General features: G+C 44.8%; 27 protein-coding genes and 1 other RNA gene. 18 read left to right on the plus strand and 10 right to left on the minus strand.

Annotation, left to right across the window (positions count from 1 at the left end):
- Window positions 1–164 precede the first annotated feature (164 nt).
- Entirely contained in the window at window positions 165–794 is a 630-nt protein-coding gene (locus tag AB6C75_RS17945) for a LysE/ArgO family amino acid transporter (protein ID WP_017103276.1), read from the minus strand.
- 141 nt (window positions 795–935) lie between these two features.
- Here AB6C75_RS17945 and AB6C75_RS17950 point away from each other — a divergent pair, with 141 nt between their 5' ends.
- On the plus strand, window positions 936–1,832 hold the full coding sequence (locus tag AB6C75_RS17950) for a LysR family transcriptional regulator ArgP (protein WP_122047391.1): 897 nt from the start codon (window positions 936–938) through the stop codon (window positions 1,830–1,832).
- Window positions 1,833–1,942: 110 nt separating this feature from the next.
- On the plus strand, window positions 1,943–2,656 hold the full coding sequence (locus tag AB6C75_RS17955; RefSeq protein ID WP_372108515.1) for an oxidative stress defense protein: 714 nt from the start codon (window positions 1,943–1,945) through the stop codon (window positions 2,654–2,656).
- Between the two features lie 275 nt (window positions 2,657–2,931).
- Here the strand turns inward: AB6C75_RS17955 and serA are convergent, their stop codons facing one another.
- From serA to zapA, 5 genes are all read right to left on the minus strand, one after another.
- Entirely contained in the window at window positions 2,932–4,161 is a 1,230-nt protein-coding gene (gene serA, locus AB6C75_RS17960) for a phosphoglycerate dehydrogenase (protein WP_012604798.1), read from the minus strand.
- A 261-nt stretch (window positions 4,162–4,422) separates the two neighbouring features.
- Window positions 4,423–5,079, minus strand: coding sequence for a ribose-5-phosphate isomerase RpiA (rpiA, locus tag AB6C75_RS17965; protein ID WP_009847664.1), 657 nt, complete (start codon window positions 5,077–5,079; stop codon window positions 4,423–4,425).
- Window positions 5,080–5,203: 124 nt separating this feature from the next.
- Window positions 5,204–5,803, minus strand: a complete 600-nt coding sequence (locus AB6C75_RS17970; protein WP_017100741.1) for a 5-formyltetrahydrofolate cyclo-ligase — start codon at window positions 5,801–5,803, stop codon at window positions 5,204–5,206.
- A gap of 6 nt (window positions 5,804–5,809) precedes the next feature.
- Window positions 5,810–5,992, minus strand: a non-coding RNA gene (gene ssrS / locus AB6C75_RS17975) — 6S RNA.
- Window positions 5,993–6,003: 11 nt separating this feature from the next.
- Window positions 6,004–6,312 (minus strand): cell division protein ZapA, encoded by a 309-nt coding sequence (zapA, locus tag AB6C75_RS17980; RefSeq protein WP_004735366.1) that lies wholly within the window; start codon window positions 6,310–6,312, stop codon window positions 6,004–6,006.
- Between the two features lie 307 nt (window positions 6,313–6,619).
- On the opposite strand from zapA, the gene AB6C75_RS17985 reads away from it, so the two are divergent.
- Genes AB6C75_RS17985 through AB6C75_RS17995 form a run of 3 tightly spaced genes read left to right on the plus strand, consistent with a single transcriptional unit; the run spans window position 6,620 to window position 9,633 of the window.
- Window positions 6,620–7,195: a YecA family protein gene (locus AB6C75_RS17985; protein ID WP_004735367.1), complete on the plus strand. Its 576-nt coding sequence runs from the start codon at window positions 6,620–6,622 to the stop codon at window positions 7,193–7,195.
- A 24-nt stretch (window positions 7,196–7,219) separates the two neighbouring features.
- Complete coding sequence (gene ubiH / locus AB6C75_RS17990) at window positions 7,220–8,398, plus strand: 2-octaprenyl-6-methoxyphenyl hydroxylase (RefSeq protein ID WP_372108519.1); 1,179 nt, start codon at window positions 7,220–7,222, stop codon at window positions 8,396–8,398.
- A gap of 11 nt (window positions 8,399–8,409) precedes the next feature.
- Window positions 8,410–9,633: an FAD-dependent 2-octaprenylphenol hydroxylase gene (locus AB6C75_RS17995; protein ID WP_372108521.1), complete on the plus strand. Its 1,224-nt coding sequence runs from the start codon at window positions 8,410–8,412 to the stop codon at window positions 9,631–9,633.
- Between the two features lie 148 nt (window positions 9,634–9,781).
- Here the strand turns inward: AB6C75_RS17995 and AB6C75_RS18000 are convergent, their stop codons facing one another.
- The 3 genes from AB6C75_RS18000 to ygfZ all read right to left on the minus strand — a co-directional run bounded on the left by AB6C75_RS18000 (window position 9,782) and on the right by ygfZ (window position 11,988).
- Window positions 9,782–9,988 carry a DUF1107 domain-containing protein gene (locus AB6C75_RS18000; protein ID WP_009847660.1) on the minus strand — a complete coding sequence of 69 codons (207 nt, stop codon included), beginning with the start codon at window positions 9,986–9,988 and terminating at the stop codon, window positions 9,782–9,784.
- A 562-nt stretch (window positions 9,989–10,550) separates the two neighbouring features.
- Window positions 10,551–11,012 carry an aminoacyl-tRNA deacylase gene (locus AB6C75_RS18005; RefSeq protein WP_009847659.1) on the minus strand — a complete coding sequence of 154 codons (462 nt, stop codon included), beginning with the start codon at window positions 11,010–11,012 and terminating at the stop codon, window positions 10,551–10,553.
- Window positions 11,013–11,016: 4 nt separating this feature from the next.
- Entirely contained in the window at window positions 11,017–11,988 is a 972-nt protein-coding gene (gene ygfZ, locus AB6C75_RS18010; RefSeq protein WP_135382346.1) for a tRNA-modifying protein YgfZ, read from the minus strand.
- 167 nt (window positions 11,989–12,155) lie between these two features.
- On the opposite strand from ygfZ, the gene AB6C75_RS18015 reads away from it, so the two are divergent.
- Both AB6C75_RS18015 and AB6C75_RS18020 read left to right on the plus strand, forming a co-directional pair.
- Window positions 12,156–12,416, plus strand: coding sequence for a succinate dehydrogenase assembly factor 2 (locus AB6C75_RS18015; RefSeq protein WP_004735374.1), 261 nt, complete (start codon window positions 12,156–12,158; stop codon window positions 12,414–12,416).
- Window positions 12,364–12,804 carry a protein YgfX gene (locus AB6C75_RS18020; protein ID WP_347230482.1) on the plus strand — a complete coding sequence of 147 codons (441 nt, stop codon included), beginning with the start codon at window positions 12,364–12,366 and terminating at the stop codon, window positions 12,802–12,804. Before AB6C75_RS18015 ends, AB6C75_RS18020 begins: the two co-directional genes overlap by 53 nt.
- A 65-nt stretch (window positions 12,805–12,869) precedes the next feature.
- Here the strand turns inward: AB6C75_RS18020 and nadB are convergent, their stop codons facing one another.
- Entirely contained in the window at window positions 12,870–14,486 is a 1,617-nt protein-coding gene (nadB, locus tag AB6C75_RS18025) for an L-aspartate oxidase (RefSeq protein ID WP_009847657.1), read from the minus strand.
- 389 nt (window positions 14,487–14,875) lie between these two features.
- On the opposite strand from nadB, the gene rpoE reads away from it, so the two are divergent.
- The 11 genes from rpoE (at window position 14,876) to acpS (ending at window position 24,310) form a co-directional block, all read left to right on the plus strand.
- A complete protein-coding gene (gene rpoE, locus AB6C75_RS18030) occupies window positions 14,876–15,454 on the plus strand; it encodes an RNA polymerase sigma factor RpoE (protein WP_004735377.1) in 579 nt (192 codons plus the stop codon).
- 26 nt (window positions 15,455–15,480) lie between these two features.
- The gene (locus AB6C75_RS18035) at window positions 15,481–16,104 is read left to right on the plus strand and encodes a sigma-E factor negative regulatory protein (RefSeq protein ID WP_029223850.1); all 624 of its coding nucleotides are present in this window, start codon (window positions 15,481–15,483) and stop codon (window positions 16,102–16,104) included.
- Complete coding sequence (rseB, locus tag AB6C75_RS18040) at window positions 16,101–17,063, plus strand: sigma-E factor regulatory protein RseB (protein ID WP_009847655.1); 963 nt, start codon at window positions 16,101–16,103, stop codon at window positions 17,061–17,063. Before AB6C75_RS18035 ends, rseB begins: the two co-directional genes overlap by 4 nt.
- On the plus strand, window positions 17,060–17,530 hold the full coding sequence (locus tag AB6C75_RS18045; protein WP_372108525.1) for a SoxR reducing system RseC family protein: 471 nt from the start codon (window positions 17,060–17,062) through the stop codon (window positions 17,528–17,530). The genes rseB and AB6C75_RS18045 overlap by 4 nt, the downstream gene beginning before the upstream one ends.
- Before the next feature lie 137 nt (window positions 17,531–17,667).
- A complete protein-coding gene (gene lepA / locus AB6C75_RS18050; protein WP_009847653.1) occupies window positions 17,668–19,461 on the plus strand; it encodes a translation elongation factor 4 in 1,794 nt (597 codons plus the stop codon).
- Window positions 19,462–19,706: 245 nt separating this feature from the next.
- Window positions 19,707–20,603 carry a signal peptidase I gene (lepB, locus tag AB6C75_RS18055; protein ID WP_017103267.1) on the plus strand — a complete coding sequence of 299 codons (897 nt, stop codon included), beginning with the start codon at window positions 19,707–19,709 and terminating at the stop codon, window positions 20,601–20,603.
- A gap of 26 nt (window positions 20,604–20,629) precedes the next feature.
- Window positions 20,630–21,307, plus strand: a complete 678-nt coding sequence (rnc, locus tag AB6C75_RS18060) for a ribonuclease III (RefSeq protein ID WP_004735383.1) — start codon at window positions 20,630–20,632, stop codon at window positions 21,305–21,307.
- Window positions 21,300–22,271, plus strand: coding sequence for a GTPase Era (gene era / locus AB6C75_RS18065; RefSeq protein ID WP_004735384.1), 972 nt, complete (start codon window positions 21,300–21,302; stop codon window positions 22,269–22,271). The genes rnc and era overlap by 8 nt, the downstream gene beginning before the upstream one ends.
- A gap of 102 nt (window positions 22,272–22,373) precedes the next feature.
- Complete coding sequence (gene recO / locus AB6C75_RS18070) at window positions 22,374–23,102, plus strand: DNA repair protein RecO (protein ID WP_012604785.1); 729 nt, start codon at window positions 22,374–22,376, stop codon at window positions 23,100–23,102.
- On the plus strand, window positions 23,099–23,836 hold the full coding sequence (gene pdxJ / locus AB6C75_RS18075; RefSeq protein WP_009847651.1) for a pyridoxine 5'-phosphate synthase: 738 nt from the start codon (window positions 23,099–23,101) through the stop codon (window positions 23,834–23,836). The genes recO and pdxJ overlap by 4 nt, the downstream gene beginning before the upstream one ends.
- Before the next feature lie 93 nt (window positions 23,837–23,929).
- Entirely contained in the window at window positions 23,930–24,310 is a 381-nt protein-coding gene (gene acpS / locus AB6C75_RS18080) for a holo-ACP synthase (protein ID WP_017100747.1), read from the plus strand.
- The last annotated feature ends 97 nt before the right edge of the window (window positions 24,311–24,407 follow it).

Here is a 24,407-nt window from a genome sequence, read left to right on the forward strand (position 1 = left end):
GAGTGCGCTTAACATAGGTCCTATTTGAAGTAGTCATAATTCGTCCTCAATGTGTAAACACATTTCAGGACGGGACACTTTTATAAGGAAAGGCGGATAACTTAGGTTATTCGCCTTTTTTGTTGGATGAGTAAAGTTTGTTTGATGACTAAAGAAGAATAGGTTTACCCGTATTGCTCAATGAGTCCATTGGCGAGCACAAGTGCAATAGCGAACATCATGGTTGCTACTGCGATATCGATGCCTTTCTTAACTTTAGGTTTCGATAGTGTTGGACCTAGCTTTGCTGCGCCTAATGATAAGGAATAAAACCACACGAATGAAGCTAAGATAGTCCCCATCGCAAACGCAATTCTGTCGTTGCCTTCAAACTGCCCGCCAATGGATCCTAGAATCACCACGGTATCCAAATAGAGGTGTGGGTTTAATACTGTTACAGCTAATGCACCCAAAATAACGGTGCGCTTGCCACGAGCCAATACCTCACCTTTTGATTCATCACTGGTGCGCGTTTTGAATGCACTGCGCAGTGATAGCAAACCATATACCGTTAGAAAAGCGATACCGCCCAATGTCACAGAGGTAAGCAGCAATTCATTTTGAGACAGAATTGCTCCGCCACCAAAAATACCCAATGAGATAAACAGGGTATCGAGCAGGCTACAAATCGTTGCAGTCGTTAAATGATGATTGCGTTTTATTCCTTGATTTAGGACGTACGCATTTTGTGCGCCTATCGGGATTATCATACTTGCCCCTAGACCAAAACCTTGTAATAAAACCCAAAAACTCATTTTAACCTCCACTTAATTAACGATATTTACGTGCTATGTGGCGAAGATACTCCGACCCTGTAAATAAGTATAATTAATGATTTTAATCCATTATTAGAGTTGCTAATGTGGCTTGGGTTAGCTTAAAAAGGAAGCAAATTGATGCGTGGATTGGATTATAAATGGATTGAAGCACTGGATGCTGTGGTGAAACAACGTAGCTTTGAGAGAGCCGCTGAGCAGTTATACATCTCCCAATCAGCGGTGTCCCAACGTATCAAGCAGCTAGAAAAGTGGTTAGCCCAGCCTGCGCTGGTGAGAGAAAACCCACCAAGGCCTACACCAGCAGGAAAAAAGCTGTTGGGTTTGTATCGTCGTGTTCGCTTGTTAGAGCACGAGCTTGTGCCTGAGTTAATGAATGAAGAGGGTACTCAACCACTATCTATATCCATAGCCACCAACGCTGATAGTTTGGCGACATGGTTGTTACCTGCACTGTCGGATGTGATGAAGTCTCGTCAAGTCGAGTTGAACCTCGCGATTCATGGTGAGTCTAGAACCATTGAAAAAATAAAAAGCGGTGAGGTTGCCGGTGCGATCAGTTTGGAGCCTCAAGCGATCCCTGGATGCAGTGCTGACTACCTCGGTAGGATGGATTATGTGTGTGTGGCAAGCCCTGGTTTTCATCAGCGTTACTTCTCTGAGGGCGTAAACTACGCCACATTAAGCAAGGCGCCTGCAGTTTCCTATGATCAATACGATGATCTGCATAAGAAATTTCTACATGATCATTTCAATGTACCCAGAGACAGTGTGATCAATCATACGGTCGGCAGTTCAGAAGCATTTGTGCGCTTGGCATTATCGGGTGTTGCCTATTGCTTGATTCCTCGATTGCAGATTATCGAGGAACTAGAGTCTGGTGCTCTGATTGATATTACCCCTGGCTTTCTGCTGTCTTATCGCATCTATTGGCACCATTGGCAGCTTGAGAGTGGGGTGCTAAAAGAGGTATCCCAGGCGATATTAAGTTTTGCTCACAATCATTTACCTCAGTAAGTTGTTGGTTTTTTCAGCGTCAAAGTTCTGTTAGATGTGCACAATCAGGATTGGCTAAACGATAAATTACTCTATGATGGAAGGACATTTGTTTAGCATAGGTCTACCTAATGAAGTTTGTACCAAAGATGTTAGCAACGTCTCTTACTCTTACTGCTGCGTTGAGTGCTGTGAGCTTTCCATCACTGGCTGACTCTCCATCCTTTCCGCATATTTCAACAACAGGTTATGGTGAAGTCATCGCGACACCAGATATGGCGACATTCTCAGTGAGAGTGGTAGAGTCAACGATGACGGCTGAACAGGCTAAAAGTACTGTTGATAAAGTGGTAACGGGCTTTCTAAATAAGCTGCACCAAGCCGGCGTAGATGAGGCGAGCGTACACAGCTCTAATCTGTACCTATCTCCTCAGTACCATTATCCAAAAGATGGCAAACCAGAATTGGTTGGCTACCGCGCTTCACGCAATGTGAGCGTTCAAGTGAATGAGCTCGCTAATCTCAATGAGTACATAGATATTGCAATAGGACAGGGTATTAACCAGATCGATAATATCCAGCTGCAAGTTCGTGACCAAGCTAAGTATCAAGAGCAAGCACGCTTAGAAGCGATCAAAGATGCGACATCAAAAGCTAAATCATTAGCGAGTGGTTTTGAGCGTGAGCTAGGTGATGTTTGGCGTGTTGATTACAACGCACAATCTTCTCAGCCAGTGCTAATGCGTTCAATGGCGATGGATGCAAGAACAGAATCGAACTCTTATGAAGACTCAACGATCACCATTCGTGATCGTGTCAATGTGATCTATCAGATCGAAGAGTAACAGCAGCGTTATAGAAGGTTTTGGATCATGATGATCTAATACCAATCGTAGTAAATAACTGTTCACCCTAGCTTGTTAAAATGTTCAATAACTGCGTTGGAATTTTTGATTGTAGAATAACTACTTATCGAAAAATGCCGCCTGGTTCTCAAGCCTTTTTCCTACGCTATTTTTGATCACTTACTTACTGTGATTGGTATAATTACCTACGATAGGCCAAATACTAGAAAGGCTCTCATGATGAGAGCCTTTTTTATGCATTTTGAATGTGATGATTAGTGAAGAAGACGAGCACGGATTGTGCCTTCGATCTCTTTCAGTTTAAGCAGTGCTTCTTCAGAGCGATTCGCTTCCACGTCGATCACAACATAACCCATATCTGCTGCAGTCTGTAGGTACTGACCCGCGATGTTGATCCCTTCTTCTGCGAAGATGGTGTTGATCTGAGTTAGGATACCTGGGCGGTTTTCGTGAATGTGTAGCAAGCGAGATGTGCCCGTATGCAATGGCAGTGATACCTCTGGGAAGTTAACACTTGATAGCGTAGAGCCGTTATCAGAGTATTTCGCTAGTTTTCCTGCAACTTCAACTCCGATGTTCTCTTGTGCTTCTTGAGTTGAACCACCCACGTGAGGCGTTAGAATCACGTTATCGAACTGCATTAATGGAGACTCAAACGGGTCTGCATTGGTTTTTGGTTCTGTTGGGAAAACATCAATAGCCGCACCAGACAGGTGACCAGAATCCAGAGCGCCACACAGAGCAGGGATGTCAACTACCGTGCCACGAGCTGCATTGATAAAGATAGAGCCAGGCTTCATACGCTCGAACTCTTCTTTACCCATCATGTCTTTAGTTTCATTGGTTTCAGGTACGTGTAAAGAGATCACGTCACACTTGTTCAGCAACTCGGTCATAGTATGAACTTGAGTGGCATTACCTAGAGACAGCTTGTTTTCGATATCGTAAAAGTAAACACGCATACCAAGGTTTTCAGCAATAATACCCAGCTGAGTGCCGATGTGACCGTAGCCAATAATACCTAAACGCTTACCACGAGCTTCGTAAGAGTTGTCTGCACTCTTTTTCCAGATACCACGGTGAGCAAGAGCATTCTTCTCTGGGATACCGCGAAGCAGTAATAGAACCTGACCTAGAACGAGTTCGGCAACACTTCGAGTGTTGGAGAACGGTGCATTGAAAACAGGGATACCGCGCTTTGCTGCTGCTTGAAGGTTGACTTGGTTAGTACCAATACAGAAACAACCGACAGCAACCAGCTTTTCAGCCGCATCAATAACTTCTTGGGAGATGTTGGTGCGAGAACGGATACCAATGAAGTGAGCATCTTTAACTGCTTCAAGAAGTTCATCTTCAGGTAGTGAGCCTTTGTGGTACTCAATGTTTGTGTAACCAGCGGCTTGCAGTACTTCTACAGAAGAAGGGTGAAGACCTTCTAGAAGTAGAATTTTTATTTTTTCTTTTTCCAGTGAAACTTTGGCCATTGTTCTCGTCCTTAAAATGGAAAGGTTGGGCAAATGCGGCGCACGTGCTACAAAATGGCTGAAAGGGGAACAAATTCACCACTTTGTTAGGAGACAAACGTTTTCCCTGTGCGTCTTCTGAACAATAAAGTAACAAAAAAAAAATGTTTTGGGTAAGAAAATTACGGAATAGGACATAATTTTACAGCAATAAAGCAAAAAAAACGGCGCCCTAGGGCACCGTCTGTAATGAAGTAACAGAAAAACTCAATCTTCTATTATTTATTCTTCGATTTTTGCGCCTTCAGGCGTGCCAGTGATAACTACATCAGCACCACGGTGAGCGAACAGACCAACCGTTACCACACCAGCGATACCATTGATGATATCTTCTAGCTGTTTTGGGTTTTCGATCGCCATGCCGTACACATCTAGGATCACGTTGCCGTTATCGGTTGTGCAGCCTTCGCGGTAAACTGGGTCACCACCAAGTTTTACTAATTCACGAGCAACGTATGAGCGTGCCATTGGGATAACTTCAACAGGCAGTGGGAATTTACCCAACACATCAACTGCTTTGGTACCATCAACGATACAAATAAACTTATCAGAGATAGCTGCTACGATTTTTTCACGAGTCAAAGCAGCGCCGCCGCCTTTGATCATATCGCGAGAACCGTTAATCTCGTCAGCGCCATCAACATAGATGTCTAGCTTGAATACGTCGTTGCATTCGAATACTTTGATTTCTAGCGCTTCTAGTTTTTCAGTAGAGGCTACAGAGCTTGAAACCGCACCCTTGATTTTGTCTTTCATTGTGCCAAGTGCGTCGATGAAGTGATTTACTGTTGAGCCAGTACCTACACCTACAATGCTGCCTTCTTCAACATATTGAAGTGCTGCCCAGCCCGCTGCTTTTTTCATTTCATCTTGAGTCATGCCATTCTCCTGAATAAGGTCTTGCGCTTTGAATTAATCGTTTGCGTAATGATGAAGTTAACGTTTAGATATTGGGGTAACTTTTGGATATCGAGGTTAACGTTTGCGGCGCGATTATAGCGCTTTAATGGTTGTTTTCCCATTGCCAAGTTTTACTCGGAGTCACGATTTTAGGTAACGGAATGTCCCATTCTTCAATTGGCAGTGTATCGACATGCTGGCAATCATGAGCCAAACCAATTGGCGTTGCGCCTTCACCCGTCTCGAACCATCGAGCCAAGGTGCGATCGTAATATCCGCCGCCCATGCCTAAGCGATGCCCTTGAGAGTCAAAGCCTACAAGGGGAGTCAGAATGAGATCGAGTTGCTGACAAGGTTTAACCAGCATTTGATTGAGCTGAGGTTCGACAATGCCGTACTTATTCAAAACAGTGGGTGTGGTTGGAGAGTAATGTAGAAACAGCAGATGTCCGGTAGAGAAGGGGTGTAATACTGGTAAATAAGTTTGCTTGCCTTGCGCCCATAACCATTCAATTAAAGGCTGGGTATCGAGTTCGCCATCAATGGAAATATAGAGGGCGATATGTTGAGCTGACTGAATCTCATCAAGCTGAGAGCACTGCTTAACTAAGTCTATACCTGATTGAGTTTGTTGGTCGCCAGATAAGGCATTGCGTTTGATACGGATCTGTTTGCGAAATTCGCTGCGTGTGAGCGTCTTCATAAGAAGGGATACCCCAAAGTGCCGTTGAGAATAGATGGCCCTTGAACCAGCGAGTTCAAGGCGGATCAGCAATGATTACCGTAGGCTTCTCGGCGGACCGAGCATGCTCAATAGCACTCAAGTACTAACCCTTAGGGATTGCTTATCGGCTCGGGGACGTGAATCCTCTGACAAACACTCCAGGGTAAATTTTGTGTACGCTATTGCTGTCCGTGCTTAACTTTACTGAGGACATCTGAAAGTGATGTCGTGAGCTGTTCCATTCGCTCGGTCAGTGCGTTTTGTTCATCATTTGCTTCAAACTTCTTGGTTTGTAATTCATAGCAAATGTTCAGAGCTGCGATCGTTAGCAGCTTCACTTCATTGGTTACCTTAGTACGTTCAGCCATCTCTTTCAATCGATTATCAAGATCGGCCGCCGCTGCAATCAATGACTCTTCTTGCCCTGGGGGACAATTCACTCGAGTCAGTTTTCCTAATATTTCAACGTCTACCGCTTGATTACTCATGATGGATGAACTCTTTAACGCACTATTTAAGGCTGTTGCTCTTTATCATTTTTTGAGAAAGAAAAAGTGCAAGTACCGATGAGGAAGCAATCTCCTCTGAGGGAGAAACTATAGGTAAACCGCTATTAAGATTCAAGCTTTTCAGAGTGACTGTTTGTAAATGAGAGCTTGAGCACACAGTAATTCAGCAAATTGAACAATTGGTAGTCAGTCATCCTTCAATTGCTCAGGATCGACGCTTACCAGAATTGGGGTGAAGTGGTACGATTATACTATCGATATAAAGAATAACTGAGCGAGCTATCTGATGAGCGAAACTACTTTACCTGACTACCTAACGGTTGCGACTGAACTTCAATCGGCAAGCCTAGCCGTAAATCCTGCTGAGATGCATGGTTTATTAACGGGTATGTTGAGCGGAGGCTTAAACCTAGCAGATAAAAGCTGGCAACCACTTATCTTTGATTACACCAATGAAGGCATGGGGTGGCCAGATCGCGCATTAACGTTAGCGGAAGCGACATTAAAGGTGACGACCAGCGAAATCACAGGTTCAGGCATGGAACTGTCTATGTTGCTGCCTGATGAAGACGCAAGCGCAAGCTTGTTTGATTTGGCTGATGGTGTGTCAGATTGGATTAACCACTTTATCTCTGGTTTAGGCTTGGTTGGCGCTCAATTGAATAAAGCGTCTGACGGTACCAAAGAAGCATTAGCTGATCTTGAAGAGATGGCAAAGCTAGGCATTGACGAAGACGATGATATGGAAGAGCAAGCGCAGCTTCTAGAGCACGTTATTGAACACGTAAAAGCGTGTGCACTAACGATTCATGCTGAATTCGGTGCTCGCCCATCTGAAGATGCAGCTCCAACCATTCATTAATCCGCTTGTCGGTTTGAGGTTATAATGGCTCAGTATGATGTTGTAATTGCTGGTGGTGCAATGGCGGGGGCGACCTTAGCCCTTGCTCTGAATCACCTCAGTCAAGGTTCTCTATCGATCGCGGTAGTAGAGCCTTATCAGGTTGATCATCAAGCTCACCCAGGCTTTGATTCTCGTTCGATTGCTTTGTCTTATGGCACGGTGCAGATCCTCGATTCTTTGCAGTTGTGGCAATCTATCGCTCCCGTAGCAACCCCGATCAAAGATATTCATGTATCAGATCGAGGTCATGCTGGGATGACAGACATCTACAGTGAAGATCTTGCTGTTGATGCGCTTGGCTATGTGGTGGAGTTGGCGGATGTGGGGCGAATCTATCAGCAGAAGCTTGAATCAGAAGCTGCAATTACGATGCTTTGCCCTGAGTCTGTTAGAACCGTTGAACGTAATGAATCGTTAACGACGATTGAGCTGACAAGTGGGCAGACAGTAAGCACTAAGTTATTGGTTGCAGCTGACGGTGCTATCTCAACCTGCTGTCAGCAACTGAATATCCCATTGAGCGAACATGACTTTGAACAAGTCGCTGTGATTGCCAATATTGTTGCTAGTGAGCCCCATCAAGGTCGAGCCTTTGAGCGTTTTACTCATCATGGGCCAGTTGCTCTGTTACCGATGAGCGACAACCGTTTATCGCTAGTTTGGTGTTTGTCACCGGAACAAGCACAAAAAGTGGTGGCCTTAAACGACAACGAATTTCTTGAGCAGTTACAGAATGACTTCGGTTGGCGACTTGGTCGATTAGAAAAAGTGGGCAAGCGTGCGAACTACCCATTAATTCTTCGTCATCGCCAGCAGAATATTTCTCATCGTTTTGCGATCGTAGGCAATGCTGCTCAAACACTTCACCCTATTGCGGGGCAAGGTTTTAATCTTGGCATCCGTGATGTGGCTTCCTTGGCTGAAGAGTTATGTACTCAATTGGATGATGTGGGTCGTTACACAGGTCTTGTTAACTTTAGAAAGCGCAGAGAACAAGACAGAGACACGACGATTACGTTGACTTCAAGCCTAGTTCATCTGTTCTCAAACGATTTTTTGACCGCTCGTATTGGGCGAAACCTTGGGTTAGCCGTAATTGATAACCTTCCACCACTTAAAGGTCCACTTTTGCGTCATACGCTTGGCCTAGTAGAAAGATAAGGTAATAAATAATGATGCAAAGTGTTGATATCGCGATTGTTGGCGGTGGCATGGTTGGCCTAGCGCTTGCCGCTGCACTGAAAGACAGCGATCTAAGAATTGCGGTCATTGAAGGCAGAGCGCCTAGCGAAGGGCTTAGCGAATTGCCTGATGTGCGTGTGTCGGCATTGAGCCGCTCGAGTGAAGTGATTCTTCGCAATCTAGGCGCATGGCAAGGTATCGAACAAAGACGTGCTGCGCCCTACCAAGCGATGGAAGTGTGGGAACAAGACAGCTTTGCTCGCATTGAGTTTGACTCAACACGCTTAGCACAGCCTAACCTAGGCCATATTGTAGAAAACCGCGTAATCCAATTAGCGCTGCTTGATCAGGTTAAGAAGCAAGATAATGTCAGCCTATACATGCCTGCAACGTGTAAAACGATGGCGATTGGTGAGAGCGAAGCATGGCTAACCTTAGACAACGGCCAAGCGCTGACAGCAAAGTTAGTTGTTGGAGCTGACGGTGCAAACTCTTGGGTTCGCAAGCAACAAGATATCCCATTAACTCATTGGGATTACGGCCACAGTGCGATTGTCGCGAACATCAAAACCTCAGAGCCGCACCATAGCGTTGCTCGTCAAATATTCACACCGCAAGGGCCGTTGGCGTTCCTGCCAATGCAGCCAAGCAAAATGAGCTCGATAGTTTGGTCTACGGAGCCTAATCGTGCCGAGAAGCTTGTATCAATGTCGGATGCTGACTTTAATAAGCAGCTAACGGCAGAGTTCGACTCAAAGCTTGGATTATGCGAAGTGGTTGGTGACCGTTTTGCCTTCCCACTGCGCATGCGTTATGCACGTGACTTTGCTGTAGAGCGTGTCGCTTTGGTGGGAGATGCTGCTCATACTATTCACCCATTAGCAGGGCAAGGTGTGAACCTTGGTCTATTAGACGCAGCAAGCTTAGCGCAAGAGCTGTTAACGCTATGGGCTTCTGGTGAGGATATTGGCACCAAGCGCAACCTTCGTGGCTATGAGCGCTGGAGAAAAGCTGAGGCGGCGAAAATGATTGCTTCAATGCAGGGCTTTAAAGATCTGTTTGAAGGCGATAATCCGGCTAAGAAGCTGATTCGTGGTATCGGTATGAAGCTTGCTGGTCAATTACCGGGTGCGAAAGATGAGATAATGAAGCGAGCGCTGGGGTTGTCGGGCAATCTTCCTGATCTAGCCAAGCGTCCAGTTACGCACCAATAATCAACAATCGCAAATCAATAGTCGCGCACGGGTGAGCCGTTGTTGATGGTCAGCAGCTGGAGCTGATTGCCATTGACTCAATCTGAACACGAAAAAAGGGTTGGCATAATGCCAACCCTTTTTGTTTTTAATTCTTTAGACTATCAGATCATGCGTACGCGCAGCGCAGTTTCATGATTTCACTATTTATTTCTTTCACGGTTTGGAAGTGACGCTTCTCTGCTCGGTCTGGTAGTACGAGTTTACCGTTATCAAACTCAAATTTACCTACGCCGTAAATGTAGATTCGTCCTTTGAAAAGTCGACTTACATGTTTAGCAATCATACTCGGTGTATAGCGCTTAAACAGTCTCATTTTTAATTATCCTTATATTTACCTAGCCTGCATATTATAGAAAAACTCCGAGATAATTATTGTGATAAGCATGGAGTAATATGCAGTAGAGTTGACGTTAATTAGATATTTGTGCTGTTCTAAGCACTTTCTTCAGTAAATATCTATTTTTACGTGAGCTCCTCCCCAAAATAGTACTGAGTAGTGAACTGCTACGAACTTTCCTGTCCGGTATTAAGCAGTGCTAATGTTACAAGTATAAGAATAGGCGGGATTTTTTTGTTTGTGTAATCAAATTGTAAATTTTGAACAAAAAAAAGCCCGTCTAAAACGGGCGAATAGTCACAGATGCATTACACAAAAGTGGATACTGATGTTACTCAGTGGATTCACTTGTACTGATTTGCTTAAAGGCTAGTCAGTAAAATTACAATAACGCAAATTCAATCTTATGACTACTTATGCTTTTATTTTGAGTAACTATTTAGGGTGGGTGTGTTTTTCTTATGACGAAGTTCACACTAAAAATGTACTCAATGAAATATTAACATGAAGCTTGCGAAGCATGATCTGTTCGAAACGTTCATCGACTGATGTCAGCGACGATCGGTGCACATAGTGCTATGAGATCATTGGGATCCAACGCAACGCCAGCCATTCGATCACCTGAGCTAATGGTAACGGTCGAGTTGCTCTGAATGGAAGGATCAAAAATGATCGGCATGTATCTCTTTAGAGCAATAGGCCCAACACATCCAGCTTTAAAGCCGGTGATGGCTTCAACATCAGCGAGTGATACGCAGGTCATTCGACGGCAATTCAGTACCGAGCGTACTTTCTTTGGATCGATAGAGCGATCGCCAGGAGTACAGGCCAACGCATACTGGTTTCCCATATCCTTAAGCAGGATGCACTTGACCATTTGAGAGGCATTAATACCTCGTTCTTGCGCGGTCTCTTCGATGCTGGTGGTTGGCTTGCTTTGCACCAACAGGCGATAGTCCACCTGCTGTTGATCTAACCATTGTGTAATCAGTGTTTCCACGTGGTTACTCTTCGTCAAGGCTGTAAGGCAGTGGCAGAATGTTCCATACTTGCTCAGGTTGCGCAGTCAATCGAAGCTGAACATCGTCATCAAGGTTGTTTGGCAACACCATCAAACCAATCGCCTGATTATCAGCAAATTGATAGACGTTTAATAGTCGGCCTGCACCGCGCCAGTTCTCACCTACGCTGCGCTCTAGTTCAATCGTATTCTCTAGAGACAATACATCCGAACTCGTTCCTGAAACAATGCGCATTTCACGCTTGTTCATGCCACGGTATTTAGCACGAGCAACTGTTTCTTGACCTGTGTAACAGCCTTTTGAAAAGCTGATACCGCCAATCGCTTGCAGGTTGAGTGCTTGAGGGATGTGTTCGTTTTGCTCTGCTTTCGATAGGTTCGGCTGAGCATCAAGAATTTCATGATACTGCCAAAGCGCTTCTGATACTTTTTCTGCAGTGCTGCTTGATACCAAGGCTTCTGCTGCTTCTTGCGTAACAAGTAGAGCCCAACGGTTGTCAGAGACTTGAACAGCGGTGCCACCAGAGATTACACGCACTTTACCTTGGCTTTCTGAAATCGAGTCAATGTATTGATCAGCGGACGCGCCCATGACACCGATAACAACGTCAGACGTTTGCTCGATATCAACCTTAGAGAATACAGCGTATTTCTTGATTTCAACTAATTCGACTTCAATCGCAGACTTAGGCTGCATGAGTGCGTAGCCACCGTTGTGGTGGAACAAGCGAAAGATACTCCATACCTTTCCTTTCGCATCACAATGCGCACCTAATGTAGATTCATCATTAGGAAGAGTGACGACATCGCACGTAACTTGACCTTGTAGGTACGACTTTTTGTCATCGCCTATCATGGTAATTGCGCTCCAGTCTGACACGTGTGTCATCATCAGATCTGGAAGCGATTCTTTTTGCGTATGAGCGAGCGGCTGAAATGTGTTTTTCCAATCCATTTTATCTTTCCTAAGAATTTTATTTGGCTCTATGTTAATCCGGTTCTGTTTCTTTGTCAGCTTAGGTTTTTTTGTGAGCTTAGATAGGGACTGTGACTCACATAGTAGTTGCAGAGCGTATGACTTGTTACACTCCGAGAAAGAAAAATTATAGGTGAGGATAGCCAATGTACACTGCAGAGCAGAAAGCACGAATTAAATGGGGTTGCCGTCGTGGCATGTTGGAACTTGACGTAGTTATCATGCCATTTTTTGAAGAGTGTTTTGATTCATTGCAAGAGCAGGAGCAGCGTGAGTTTGTTTCTCTATTAGAGTGTGATGACCCAGACCTGTTTACTTGGGTAATGGGACACGGACGCAGTGAAAACCTAGGCCATGCTTCAATGGTTGATAAAATTGTCGCGCATAACCTCAGCAAGGTTCGTTAAGCTTCAGCTTAACCCTTCGTATTTCGCATTATTTGCAAAAGGCACTGTTTTTGGGTGCCTTTTGTTTTTCATCGTTTTCTCTTCTATTCCACTCGCTGTTGCCCTCTATTGTTTAGCTTTAGTGTTCAGTTTGTTTAAAGCCAATCATGTAATTTTTAATACAGCACATGGGTGCTTTGACTATAAAGAAGATGGCGAGATCCGACTCAATGAGCAAGCCTACACACTTAAGTCCGTTGATAAGATCTGGGCGCAGTTCTTCGTTAAATTGCAGTTTGAGTGCGGATATTCAGTCTTGTTGTGGCGAGATAGTTGCAATGAACGTGAATATCGACACTTCTTGGCGCATTTACAACGAGTCCGTTTGATAAACGAAAGCATTGGATAAACAAGAACCAAAGATAAAAGAAAGGGAGCTCTAGGCTCCCTGTCGTCTTTTTCCATGACCAAAAATCAAGACTGGCTTTTCTCTGGTGTCAGAATGGTTGGGCCGCTGTCTTCTGCAAGTTCTGGGTAATCCAGCGTGTAGTGTAGGCCGCGGCTCTCTTTACGTTGCATTGCACAGCGAACCATCAACTCAGCCACTTGTAGTAAGTTACGCAGTTCTAATAGGTTATTTGAAACCTTAAAGTAGCTGTAGTACTCATGAGTTTCCTGCTGCAACATCTGAATGCGGCGCATTGCACGTTCAAGGCGTTTGTCCGTTCGAACAATACCCATGTAATCCCACATGAACAGTCTTAGCTCGTGCCAGTTGTGTTGAATGATCACTTCTTCATCACTGTTGGTGACTTGGCTTTCATCCCATGCCGGAAGTTCAGCGCACAGTTGAGATTGGTCGATGTTTTCAACGATATCTTTGGCGGCTGCCCACGCGTATACCACACACTCAAGCAGTGAATTTGAAGCCATACGGTTTGCACCGTGCAAGCCGGTATAACTCACTTCGCCAATCGCATATAGGTTAGTGAGGTCAGTTTGACCTTGCTTATTGACCATGACACCACCACAAGTGTAGTGAGCTGCCGGTACGATTGGAATCGGTTCTTTGGTCATATCAATCCCCAAATCCATCAAGCGAGTATGGATCATTGGGAAATGCGTCGTGATGAATTCTTCAGGTTTGTGGCTGATATCAACATACATGCAGTCAGCACCTAAGCGCTTCATTTCAAAGTCAATCGCACGAGCAACCACATCACGTGGAGCCAATTCACCGCGCTCATCGAAGTCCTTCATAAAGCGAGAGCCATCTGGGCGACGCAAATAGGCACCTTCACCACGCAATGCTTCCGTTAGTAGGAAGTTACGCGCTTCTGGGTGGAATAAGCAAGTCGGGTGGAACTGGTTGAACTCAAGGTTTGCCACACGACAACCCGCACGCCAAGCGATAGCAATACCATCACCTGAAGAGACATCTGGGTTAGAGGTGTATTGGTAAACTTTTGAAGCGCCGCCTGTTGCTAATACAACAAATTTAGCGCGCACGGTTTCAACGTGTTCTTGGTTACGGTTCCAAATATAGGCACCGATAACCTTGTCTTTCGAACCACCTATCTTATCTTCAGTGATTAAATCCAGCGCATTGTGACGCTCGAAGATCTCGATATTTGGGTGATTCTTGACGTTATCTTGCAGTGAGGTTTGCATCGCCATGCCAGTTGCATCGGCAGCGTGCAGAATTCTGCGGTGACTGTGGCCGCCCTCACGAGTGAGGTGATATTTTGGTTGGCCTTCTGTGCTGTTCTCATCTTTATCAAATGGAACACCACCATCAATCAGCCATTGCACACACTCTTTAGCATTTTCAGCAATGAATTGAACTGTATCTTCTTCGCATAACCCAGCCCCAGCAATTTGAGTATCTTCTACATGAGACTCAATACTGTCCGATTCATCGAACACCGCCGCAATACCACCTTGTGCGTAATACGTCGATCCTTCGCTGCGTGGTCCTTTGCTTAATACAATTACTTTTGCATGTTCTGCTACGCGTAAGGCTAATGACAAGCCTGCCGCACCACTTCCTACCACTAATACATCACACTGATGTTCACGGTTTGCGTTCATAAAACTTATTAAATCCCGGGCTATTGTCGAGTTGTCCATGCTCAATTGACTTCGTCTTGTTTTAGGAGTTTGGGTAAGACTGTTATAATCTTTCCCTAGTCATCCTAAAACACGACACAAAATCAATATATAGACAGCTATCTAGAAATATTTAATTGCTCAATACCATTGCTTTTGCTCAAGTTTCCCCAAATTGATAGGGATAACTATTTTTATTACATCACATTGTGAAACAATAATGGCAAATAATTTTAGGAAAGTTGGAACTTTCGGTATTTGGCTTAGTCACAATAGTGCTCTTGTAGACGGTGGTGTCAATACTACATTTCGCATAATTAGTACCCATATCTGTGAAGGTAAGGGTTATAACAATAGGAGTACCCGCTCGAATGAACGAGCAGCTAACCGATCAAGTGTTGATTGAGCGAGTTCAGAGTGGAGATAAGCAGGCATTTAACTTATTAGTGGTTAAGTATCAAAACAAAGTTTGTAATCTTATCTCTCGATACGTGAATAATTCCGGTGATGTACCTGATGTAGCACAAGAAGCTTTTATTAAAGCTTACCGCGCGATACCTAACTTTCGTGGTGAGAGTGCTTTCTATACATGGTTGTACCGAATTGCCGTGAACACCGCTAAAAATCATATTGTTGCCCAGAGCCGCAGGCCGCCAGCAACAGATGTCGATGCAGAAGATGCAGAATATTACGAAACAGGCAGCGCGTTAAAAGAAATATCGAACCCTGAGAACTTAACGCTGTCAAACGAATTGAAACAAGTTGTTTTTGGAGCGATTGAAGCGCTACCCGAAGACTTAAAAACTGCAATGACGTTGCGTGAGCTCGAAGGTTTGAGCTACGAAGAGATTGCAGAAGTAATGGATTGCCCTGTAGGAACCGTACGTTCGCGTATTTTCCGAGCTCGTGAAGCGGTAGAAAAGAAAATTAAACCTCTTTTACAACGCTAGAACTTGTAATAATTATGGTGAAAATAATGGCTGATAAAGAAAAGCTTTCGGCACTCATGGATGGTGAAACGATCGATAAAGCTCTCATAGTAGATCTCGAATCTGATCAAGAAAGCATGGATACCTGGCAGAGTTACCATTTAATTGGTGATGTTATGCGTGGGGATGCGCCAGAAACTCCAGAGTGGAACATTGCTAACAGTGTAGCGGCAGCGCTTGATGATGAGCCTGCACATGGTTCAATGTCGAACCTGCACCAAGTGAATGTTGAACCTATTGTTGCTCCGATAGAAGAGCAGCCTAAACCTCAGCAAGCGAAGCGTCAGCTTCCTGCGTGGTTACAACAGTTTGGACAAGTTGCCGTGGCAGCGTGTGTTTCATTAGCAGTTGTATTAGGTGTTCAGCAATACGGCGGCAGCGATCCCGCAGCTCCAGAGCAGTTGCCTGTACTCCAGACGATTCCATTTGCAGGTTCTGCGGAACCAGTAAGCTTAACGCGTGACTCTGTTGAGAGACCTGCATCTGAAGCTAACATGCAAGAGCAACGCAAACGCGTTCATGCATTGTTAGAAGATTATGAGCTACAACTAAGATTAAACAGTGATGCATCGCCAATGGAAGATGCACACCTAGAATCGGATATTGAATGAAGAAAATCCTGGTCAGTGCACTGACACTGTTCAGCTTGATGTCTCCAACAGCCTTTGCAGAGGAAACCACTGCAAAGGCCTTGTTACATCAAATGAACGAGGCCAGTCAGCATCTAAATTACGAACTCTCCTACATATTGATAAAGAAGAGCAGTATTGAACCTCTGCTTTATCGTCATGCAGTTAACGACGACCAACAACTTGCACACCTTGTTTATCTAAGCGGCCCTGTTCGTGAGGTTATTCGACGTGGCAATGAAGTTAGCTACATCGAACCGGGTACAGAGCCATTTACTATTCAGTCTGGCAGCATGGTTGCACCTGTCATACCGATGATTAATCGAGATATCGATTCTCTCAACCAATACTACGATTTTGTAAAAGTTGGGCGTTCTCGTGAGGCGGGCAGTACCACGCAAGTATTACGCGTAGTGCCGAAAGACGGCCTTCGATACTCTTATGTGGTTTGGGTCGACGAGAAAACCAACCTTCCTTTGCGTGCCGATCTTTTGGATCGTGATGGCGAAGTGCTTGAGCAGTACCGCACTATCTCTTATGTCGTGAACGATAAAATTGCAGAAGCAATGGGCGGCTTGAATCAAGCTAAATTGCCGAAGGTTTTGTCATTGCCAGAAGGCTTGGTGAGTGAGACCGACTGGCAAGCCTCGTGGGTGCCAGAAGGATTTAAATCGAAAGAACTCAGCCGTTACCAAATGGCTGCGACCGAGAAAATGGTTGAAAGCCAGCTTTTCAGTGATGGATTATTTAGCTTTTCGGTTTATATCGCCGATAAAGACGAACATTCATTGAAAGGACAGCTGGTACGCCAAGGGCGAAGAACCTTGCACAGCTTAGTGATTGGCGACAAAGAAATCTCTGTGGTTGGTGATATTCCGCCAGCAACGGCCAAGCGTATCGCTCAATCCGTCACGTTCAATAAACCGGCACCAGCGCAATGATGACTGCGTTGGCAACCGTTAGCTCAGTCGAACAAAAAGGTAAGCAATATTTTGTTCAACTGAGTTGCGAACAACAAACCAGTTGCAGCAGCTGCTCATCTCGAAAAAGCTGCGGAACGGGTATTGTGACCAAGGCTGTTGGCAATAAATCCTTGTTTTGGCAGCTTAAAACCCAAAGCCTAGTCAAAGCAGGCCAGATCGTAGAAATTGGCTTTCCAGAAAAAAGCCTACTTCAGTCTGCGGCTATTGTTTATCTTATCCCGCTTTTCATGTTGATGGTTGGTGCTGGTTTTGGACAACTCTTGTTACAACCCTTACTTCAAGGGGGCGAGGGCATTGTTATCTTAACTGCAGCGCTGTTTACTGCTGGTGGTATTGGTTTGGCGAAGCGCTTAGCCAAACCAATGGAAGATAAATCCAAGCAAGAAGTTGTCTTGATTAGAATCCTAGGCAAGTCTCTCATCTAATTTATGATGCTTATTGCCCTTAAATTGGGTAGAATCTGCCAACTTGATTGAAATGCCGCCACCAATGCTGACTGTAGATTGGACGCGTTGCGGCTTTCTTATTATCCCTATTCAAAGAGTTTAGTCACACCAAGCCTATGAAGCACATTCGTAATTTTTCGATTATCGCCCACATCGACCACGGTAAGTCGACCCTTTCTGACCGCTTAATCCAAGTTTGTGGAGGGTTAAGTGAACGTGAGATGGCAGCTCAAGTCCTCGATTCTATGGATATAGAACGCGAGCGTGGTATTACAATTAAAGCGCAGAGTGTGACTTTAGATTACAAAGCTAAAGATGGTGAAACTTACCAACTTAACTTTATCGATACCCCTGGACACGTAGACTTCTCTTACGAAGTATCTCGCTCTCTAGCCGCTTGTGAAGGCGCGCTTCTTGTAGTAGATGCCGGCCAAGGTGTTGAAGCTCAAACTCTAGCAAACTGTTACACCGCGATCGAAATGGAACTGGAAGTAGTGCCAATCTTGAACAAGATTGACTTACCTGCTGCTGAACCTGAACGAGTTGCTGAAGAAATCGAAGAGATCGTTGGTATCGATGCGATGGAAGCGACGCGTTGTTCTGCAAAAACCGGTATCGGTGTTGATGACGTTCTTGAAAACATCGTAACGGCTATCCCGCCACCGGAAGGTGATCCAGAAGCGCCACTACAAGCTCTGATCATTGACTCTTGGTTCGATAACTACTTAGGCGTTGTTTCTTTGGTTCGTATCAAGAACGGTAAGCTGAAGAAGAACGACAAGATTAAAGTAATGTCGACAGACCAAGTTTGGGGTGTTGACCGTCTAGGTATCTTCACACCTAAGCAAATCGACACAACTGAGCTAAATACTGGCGAAGTTGGCTGGGTTGTTTGTGGTATTAAAGACATCCTTGGCGCACCTGTTGGTGATACATTGACGCTTGCAAAAGGCGGCAGCACAGAACGTCTACCTGGTTTCCAAAAAGTGAAGCCTCAGGTATACGCAGGTCTATTCCCAGTATCGTCTGATGACTACGAAAACTTCCGTGACGCACTAGGCAAACTAAGCCTGAACGATGCATCACTATTTTACGAACCAGAAAGTTCAGCAGCACTTGGCTTTGGTTTCCGTTGTGGCTTCTTAGGAATGCTTCACATGGAGATCATCCAAGAGCGTTTAGAGCGTGAATACGACCTAGACCTAATCACAACGGCACCAACCGTAGTGTACGAAGTTGTAAAAACGGATGGCACAATTCTCTATGTTGATAGCCCGGCTAAACTGCCTGCTATTAATGACTTAGAAGAAATTCGTGAACCGATTGCTCGCTGTAATATTCTGGTACCTTCGGATTACCTAGGCAACGTGATCACACTGTGTGTTGAGAAGCGTGGCGTGCAAGTCGACATGGTTTATCACGGTAACCAAGTTGCTGTGACGTACGATCTTCCTATGGCAGAGGTGGTTCTAGACTTCTTCGACCGTTTGAAGTCAACGTCTCGCGGGTACGCATCATTGGATTACAACTTCCAACGTTACGAAGCATCAAACATGGTACGCGTAGATGTATTGTTGAATGGTGAAACGGTTGATGCACTGGCGATCATTACACACAAAGACATTGCCCAGTCTCGTGGTCGTCTACTGGTTGAGAAGATGAAAGAATTCATCCCTCGTCAGATGTTTGATATCGCGATTCAAGCCGCGATTGGTAACCACATTATTGCTCGTTCTACAGTGAAACAACTGCGTAAGAACGTAATTGCAAAATGTTACGGTGGTGATATCAGTCGTAAGAAGAAACTTCTTAAGAAACAAAAAGAAGGTAAGAAGCGTATGAAGCAGATCGGTAACGTTGAACTGCCTCAAGAAGCATTCTTAGCAATCCTTCATGTTGGCAAAGACTAGGTATCAATCGCACTAACTATCTGCTGAACATTACTGGTTAAAATCGTTTATTTCTTTGTTGCAAAGATTGCAATTAGGCCCACTAGTCACTGCACTTTTCGCCTCGAACTAAACGATTTTTCCTGCGTAATCTTCCCAGCATTTAGTCAGCATGATTGATACAAATTAGAAATATTAAGCAGAGTGAAAGAGTTATGCTCTTTCACTTTCGTTATTTTTAAAGAAATGAAATTTAAGGGATATCAATGGCTAATACATTTTCGCTTATCTTAGTGATCGTAACTCTAGTGACTGGCATTGTATGGGCGTTGGAAAAGTTTGTGTGGGCGAAGAAGCGCCAACAAAAACTGGCTGACGTTGAAGCACAGTCGAATGGCCTAGACGCTGCAACCAGCGCAAAAGTTACGGCTCAGCCTTGGTGGGTTGAGAACAGTGTGTCCATTTTCCCTGTAATTGCATTTGTTTTGGTTTTGCGTTCATTTATTTATGAACCGTTTCAAATTCCATCTGGCTCGATGATGCCAACACTATTGGTTGGTGATTTCATCTTGGTAGAAAAGTACGCTTATGGTCTAAAAGATCCTGTATGGCGCACTCAATTGGTAGAAACAGGCAAACCAGAACGTGGTGATTCAATCGTATTCAAATACCCACCTCAGCCGAATATCGACTACATCAAGCGTGTTATTGGTATGCCGGGTGATACCATTCGCTACAGCAGCAATAAAGAAATCTGTATTCAAGCGAAGGGTGGCAGTAGCTGTAAACCAGTGAAGTTGAGTAACGTTGAAGAAAGCCAATTTATTCAAGATGGTGTGCCTCTAATTCAGTTGAATGAACAACTGGGTGACGTGGAGCACCAAATCTTAGTTAACCCATTACGCCGTGATCGTGTGCAAGCATATCAACCTCGCAATGGTGTTAACGAGTGGATCGTTCCAGAAGGCCAATACTTTGTTATGGGTGATAACCGTGACAACAGTGCTGACAGCCGTTACTGGGGCTTTGTCCCTGAAGCAAACCTTGTTGGTAAGGCCGTTGCTATTTGGATCAGCTTCGAATTCGAACGCGGTTCAGACAGTGTACTTCCAACATGGATTCCTACTGGTGTGCGTTTTAATCGCATCGGTGGGATTCACTAATCGATCACATAACACATCGAGAGAGCATGAATTCTCCAATTGATAAACTAGAGAGAAAGATTGGCTATCAGTTTAATGATGCCGATCTTATCCATTTGGCGCTGACTCACCGCAGTGCCGCAGGTAAACACAACGAACGTCTTGAGTTTCTGGGCGATTCAATTTTAAGTTTTGTTATCGCTGATGATCTTTACCACCGTTTCCCTAAGGTAAACGAAGGTGATATGAGCCGCATGCGCGCAACATTAGTACGTGGTCATACATTGGCAGAACTAGGTCGTGAATTCGAACTAGGAGATTACTTAAAATTAGGTCCAGGTGAGTTGAAGAGTGGCGGTTTCCGTCGTGATTCTATTCTAGCGGATGCGGTTGAAGCGATCATCGGCGCTGTCTATTTAGATAGTGATACCGAGGTTGTTCGCCGTATTATTTTAAGCTGGTACCAATCTCGCCTAGAGTCTATTCAGCCTGGTGTATCTCAAAAAGATCCAAAAACTCGCTTACAAGAGTTTTTACAAGGTCGAAGAAATCCCCTACCTGTCTACACAGTGACTAATATTAAAGGTGAAGCACACAACCAAGAGTTTACGGTTGAGTGTGAAGTGGCAGGTGTGGATAAACCTGTTATCGGTAAAGGCACTAGCCGCCGCAAGGCAGAACAAGCGGCTGCTGAAACAGCATTAGAGCAACTAAGCAATGTCTGATAACAATCAAGATTTCGATATCGATGCATTCTTTTCATCTGATAGCAAAAAAACGGGCCTACCGGAAAACCAACACTGTGGCTTCATCGCTATCGTGGGTCGACCAAACGTAGGTAAATCGACGCTTCTGAACCATATTTTGGGTCAGAAAATCTCGATTACATCACGTAAACCTCAGACAACACGCCACCGTATTATGGGTGTAGAAACTGAAGGTGATTACCAAGCGATCTACGTTGATACTCCTGGACTTCACATCGAAGAAAAGCGTGCAATCAACCGTTTGATGAACCGTGCGGCGAACAGCTCACTGAGCGATGTGAACCTAGTATTTTTCCTTGTTGACGGTACTCACTGGACTGACGACGATGAGATGGTACTGAACAAGCTGAGAAAAACAGATTTCCCAGTTGTCCTTTGCATTAACAAAGTAGACAACGTTCAAGACCGTACAGACGTGATGCAACACATGATGGAAGTGTCTAAGAAGATGGACTTCCTTGATGTTGTGCCAATCTCGGCGAAGCAAGGTAAGAATATCGATGTACTGCGTAAGCACGTTCGTAATTCTTTACCCAAAGCGACGCACCACTTCCCAGAAGAGTACGTAACGGATCGCTCACAGCGCTTTATGGCCTCTGAAATCATCCGTGAAAAACTGATGCGATTCACAGGCGAAGAGCTACCTTATTCAGTAACGGTTGAAATCGAGCGTTTTGATTACAACCCAGATAACGATGGTTTCCACATCAATGCTTTGATTCTTGTTGAACGTACTGGTCAGAAGAAGATGGTGATTGGTAAAGCGGGCGAGAAGATCAAAACGATTGGCCGTGAAGCTCGTATCGACATGGAAGAACTGTTCGGTCGTAAGGTTTACCTAGAGACTTGGGTTAAAGTTAAGTCTGGTTGGGCTGACGATGAGCGTGCACTTCGCTCGTTAGGCTACATCGACGATCTATAATATATTGAACGTCACTTTCTGATATTAAGAAAGTTGAATTGAATATAAATACAAGAGAGAGTGCGAACTCTCTCTTTTTGTATCTGTAAGAAGGGTAAGTGATTGAGCGAAGGATTACAGCGATGCTTTGTGTTGCACCGTCGACCATACAGTGAGTCGAGCCTGATTCTGGACGTCTTCAGCGAAGAGTACGGTCGGGTGACGTTGATGTCTAAAGGTGCGCGGAGTAAGCGTTCTAATTTGAAAGGTGCATTGCAACCTTTTACGCCGCTACTGCTTAAGTGGTCTGGCAATGGTTCAATGAAAACGTTGCGCCAAGCTGAACCGATCAGCTTGGGGCTTCCTCTTGCCGGCATTAATCTGTATTCAGCAATGTACGTTAATGAATTAGTTGGGCGAGTGTTGATGGCCGAAGTGGCCATGCCCGCATTTTTTCATGACTATCTTCATGCCTTAACAGAACTCGCTCATAATGAGAACCCTGAGCCAGCGCTGCGTCGTTTTGAATTGGCTCTACTTTCCGCTATGGGATATGGCGTCGACTTTTTACACTGCGCGGGCACTGGCGAAGCGATTGATCCGAGCATGACTTATCGCTATCGAGAGCAGAAAGGCTTCATCGCTTCGGTGCGTCGAGATAACCTGACTTTTATGGGCGATGAACTTATCGCAATCAGTGAGCGTAGGTTTATCACTAAAGAGCAGTTAAAAGCGGCAAAACGCTTTACACGCATAGCCTTAAAGCCGTATCTTGGCGGCAAACCATTAAAAAGTAGAGAGCTATTTATGCCAACAATAGCCCTCTCTAGAGCACGGAGTATTGGAAAATGAGCTCAATCCTTTTAGGCGTTAATATCGACCATATTGCAACTCTACGTAATGCACGTGGTACTAAATATCCAGACCCAGTACACGCAGCTGAAATTGCTGAACGTGCGGGTGCTGACGGCATTACGATTCACTTGCGTGAAGATCGCCGTCATATTGTTGATCGTGATGTACGTATTCTTGCTGAGACAATCCAGACTCGTATGAACTTAGAGATGGCTGTAACGGACGAGATGGTTCAAATTGCACTCGATACTAATCCTGAGTTCGTTTGTCTGGTTCCAGAAAAGCGTGAAGAGTTGACAACGGAAGGCGGCTTGGACGTGGTTGGTCAACTTGAAAAGATCAAAGCGGCGACCGAAAAATTGTCGGCTGCTGGTATCAAAGTATCTCTGTTTATCGATGCCGATCGTGAGCAAATCGATGCTGCGAAAGCGTGTGGCGCACCGTTCATTGAACTGCACACTGGCCACTATGCTGATGCTAAAACTGAAGAAGACCAACAAGACGAGCTTAAAAAGATTGCTGCAGGTGCAAGCTACGCAGACGACCTTGGTATTACAGTGAATGCGGGTCACGGTCTGACTTACCATAACGTAGCGCCAATTGCGGCACTTCCTGAGATTTACGAGTTGAACATCGGTCACTCGATCATGGGCCGCGCAGTCTTTGATGGTTTGAATAAAGCCGTTGCAGACATGAAAGCCGTGATGGAAACAGCGCGCAACAACGCTTAGTTCTTTAACTCGGCATTCGTTTAGTTGTAAGCGTTAAGCGGTTAATCAGTAGAATCGAAAAGTTAATAGATAGAAGTTGGTAGTAGGGTAAACATGGCTGTTGTTGGATTAGGTACAGATATCGCAGAAATTGAACGTGTTGAAAAGGCATTATCACGAAGTGGTGAGGCTTTCGCTCAGCGTATTTTGACCGATTCTGAATTTGAAGTATTCCAGCAACTTAAGCAAAAAGGGCGTTACCTTGCAAAGCGTTTTGCTGCAAAAGAGGCGGCGTCTAAGGCATTAGGCACAGGCATCGCTCTTGGTGTGACCTTCCACGATTTCGAGATTTCAAACGATGAGCATGGCAAGCCAGTTCTAAGCCTACATAAAAAGGCGCGTGAAATCGCAGAAGCGAGTGGTACAAAGTCGATTCATCTGACTATCTCAGATGAGCGCCATTATGCGGTGGCGACGGTACTACTCGAGTCGTAAATAGATTACCGTTACTTTATACCAATCGTAGTAAATAACTGTTCACCCTAGCTTGTTAAAAAACTCGATAACTTCGTTAGAATTTTTGATTGTAGAA

The sequence above is a fragment of the Vibrio sp. 10N.237.312.B06 genome (assembly GCF_041464685.1).
Classification (GTDB): domain Bacteria; phylum Pseudomonadota; class Gammaproteobacteria; order Enterobacterales; family Vibrionaceae; genus Vibrio; species Vibrio tasmaniensis_A.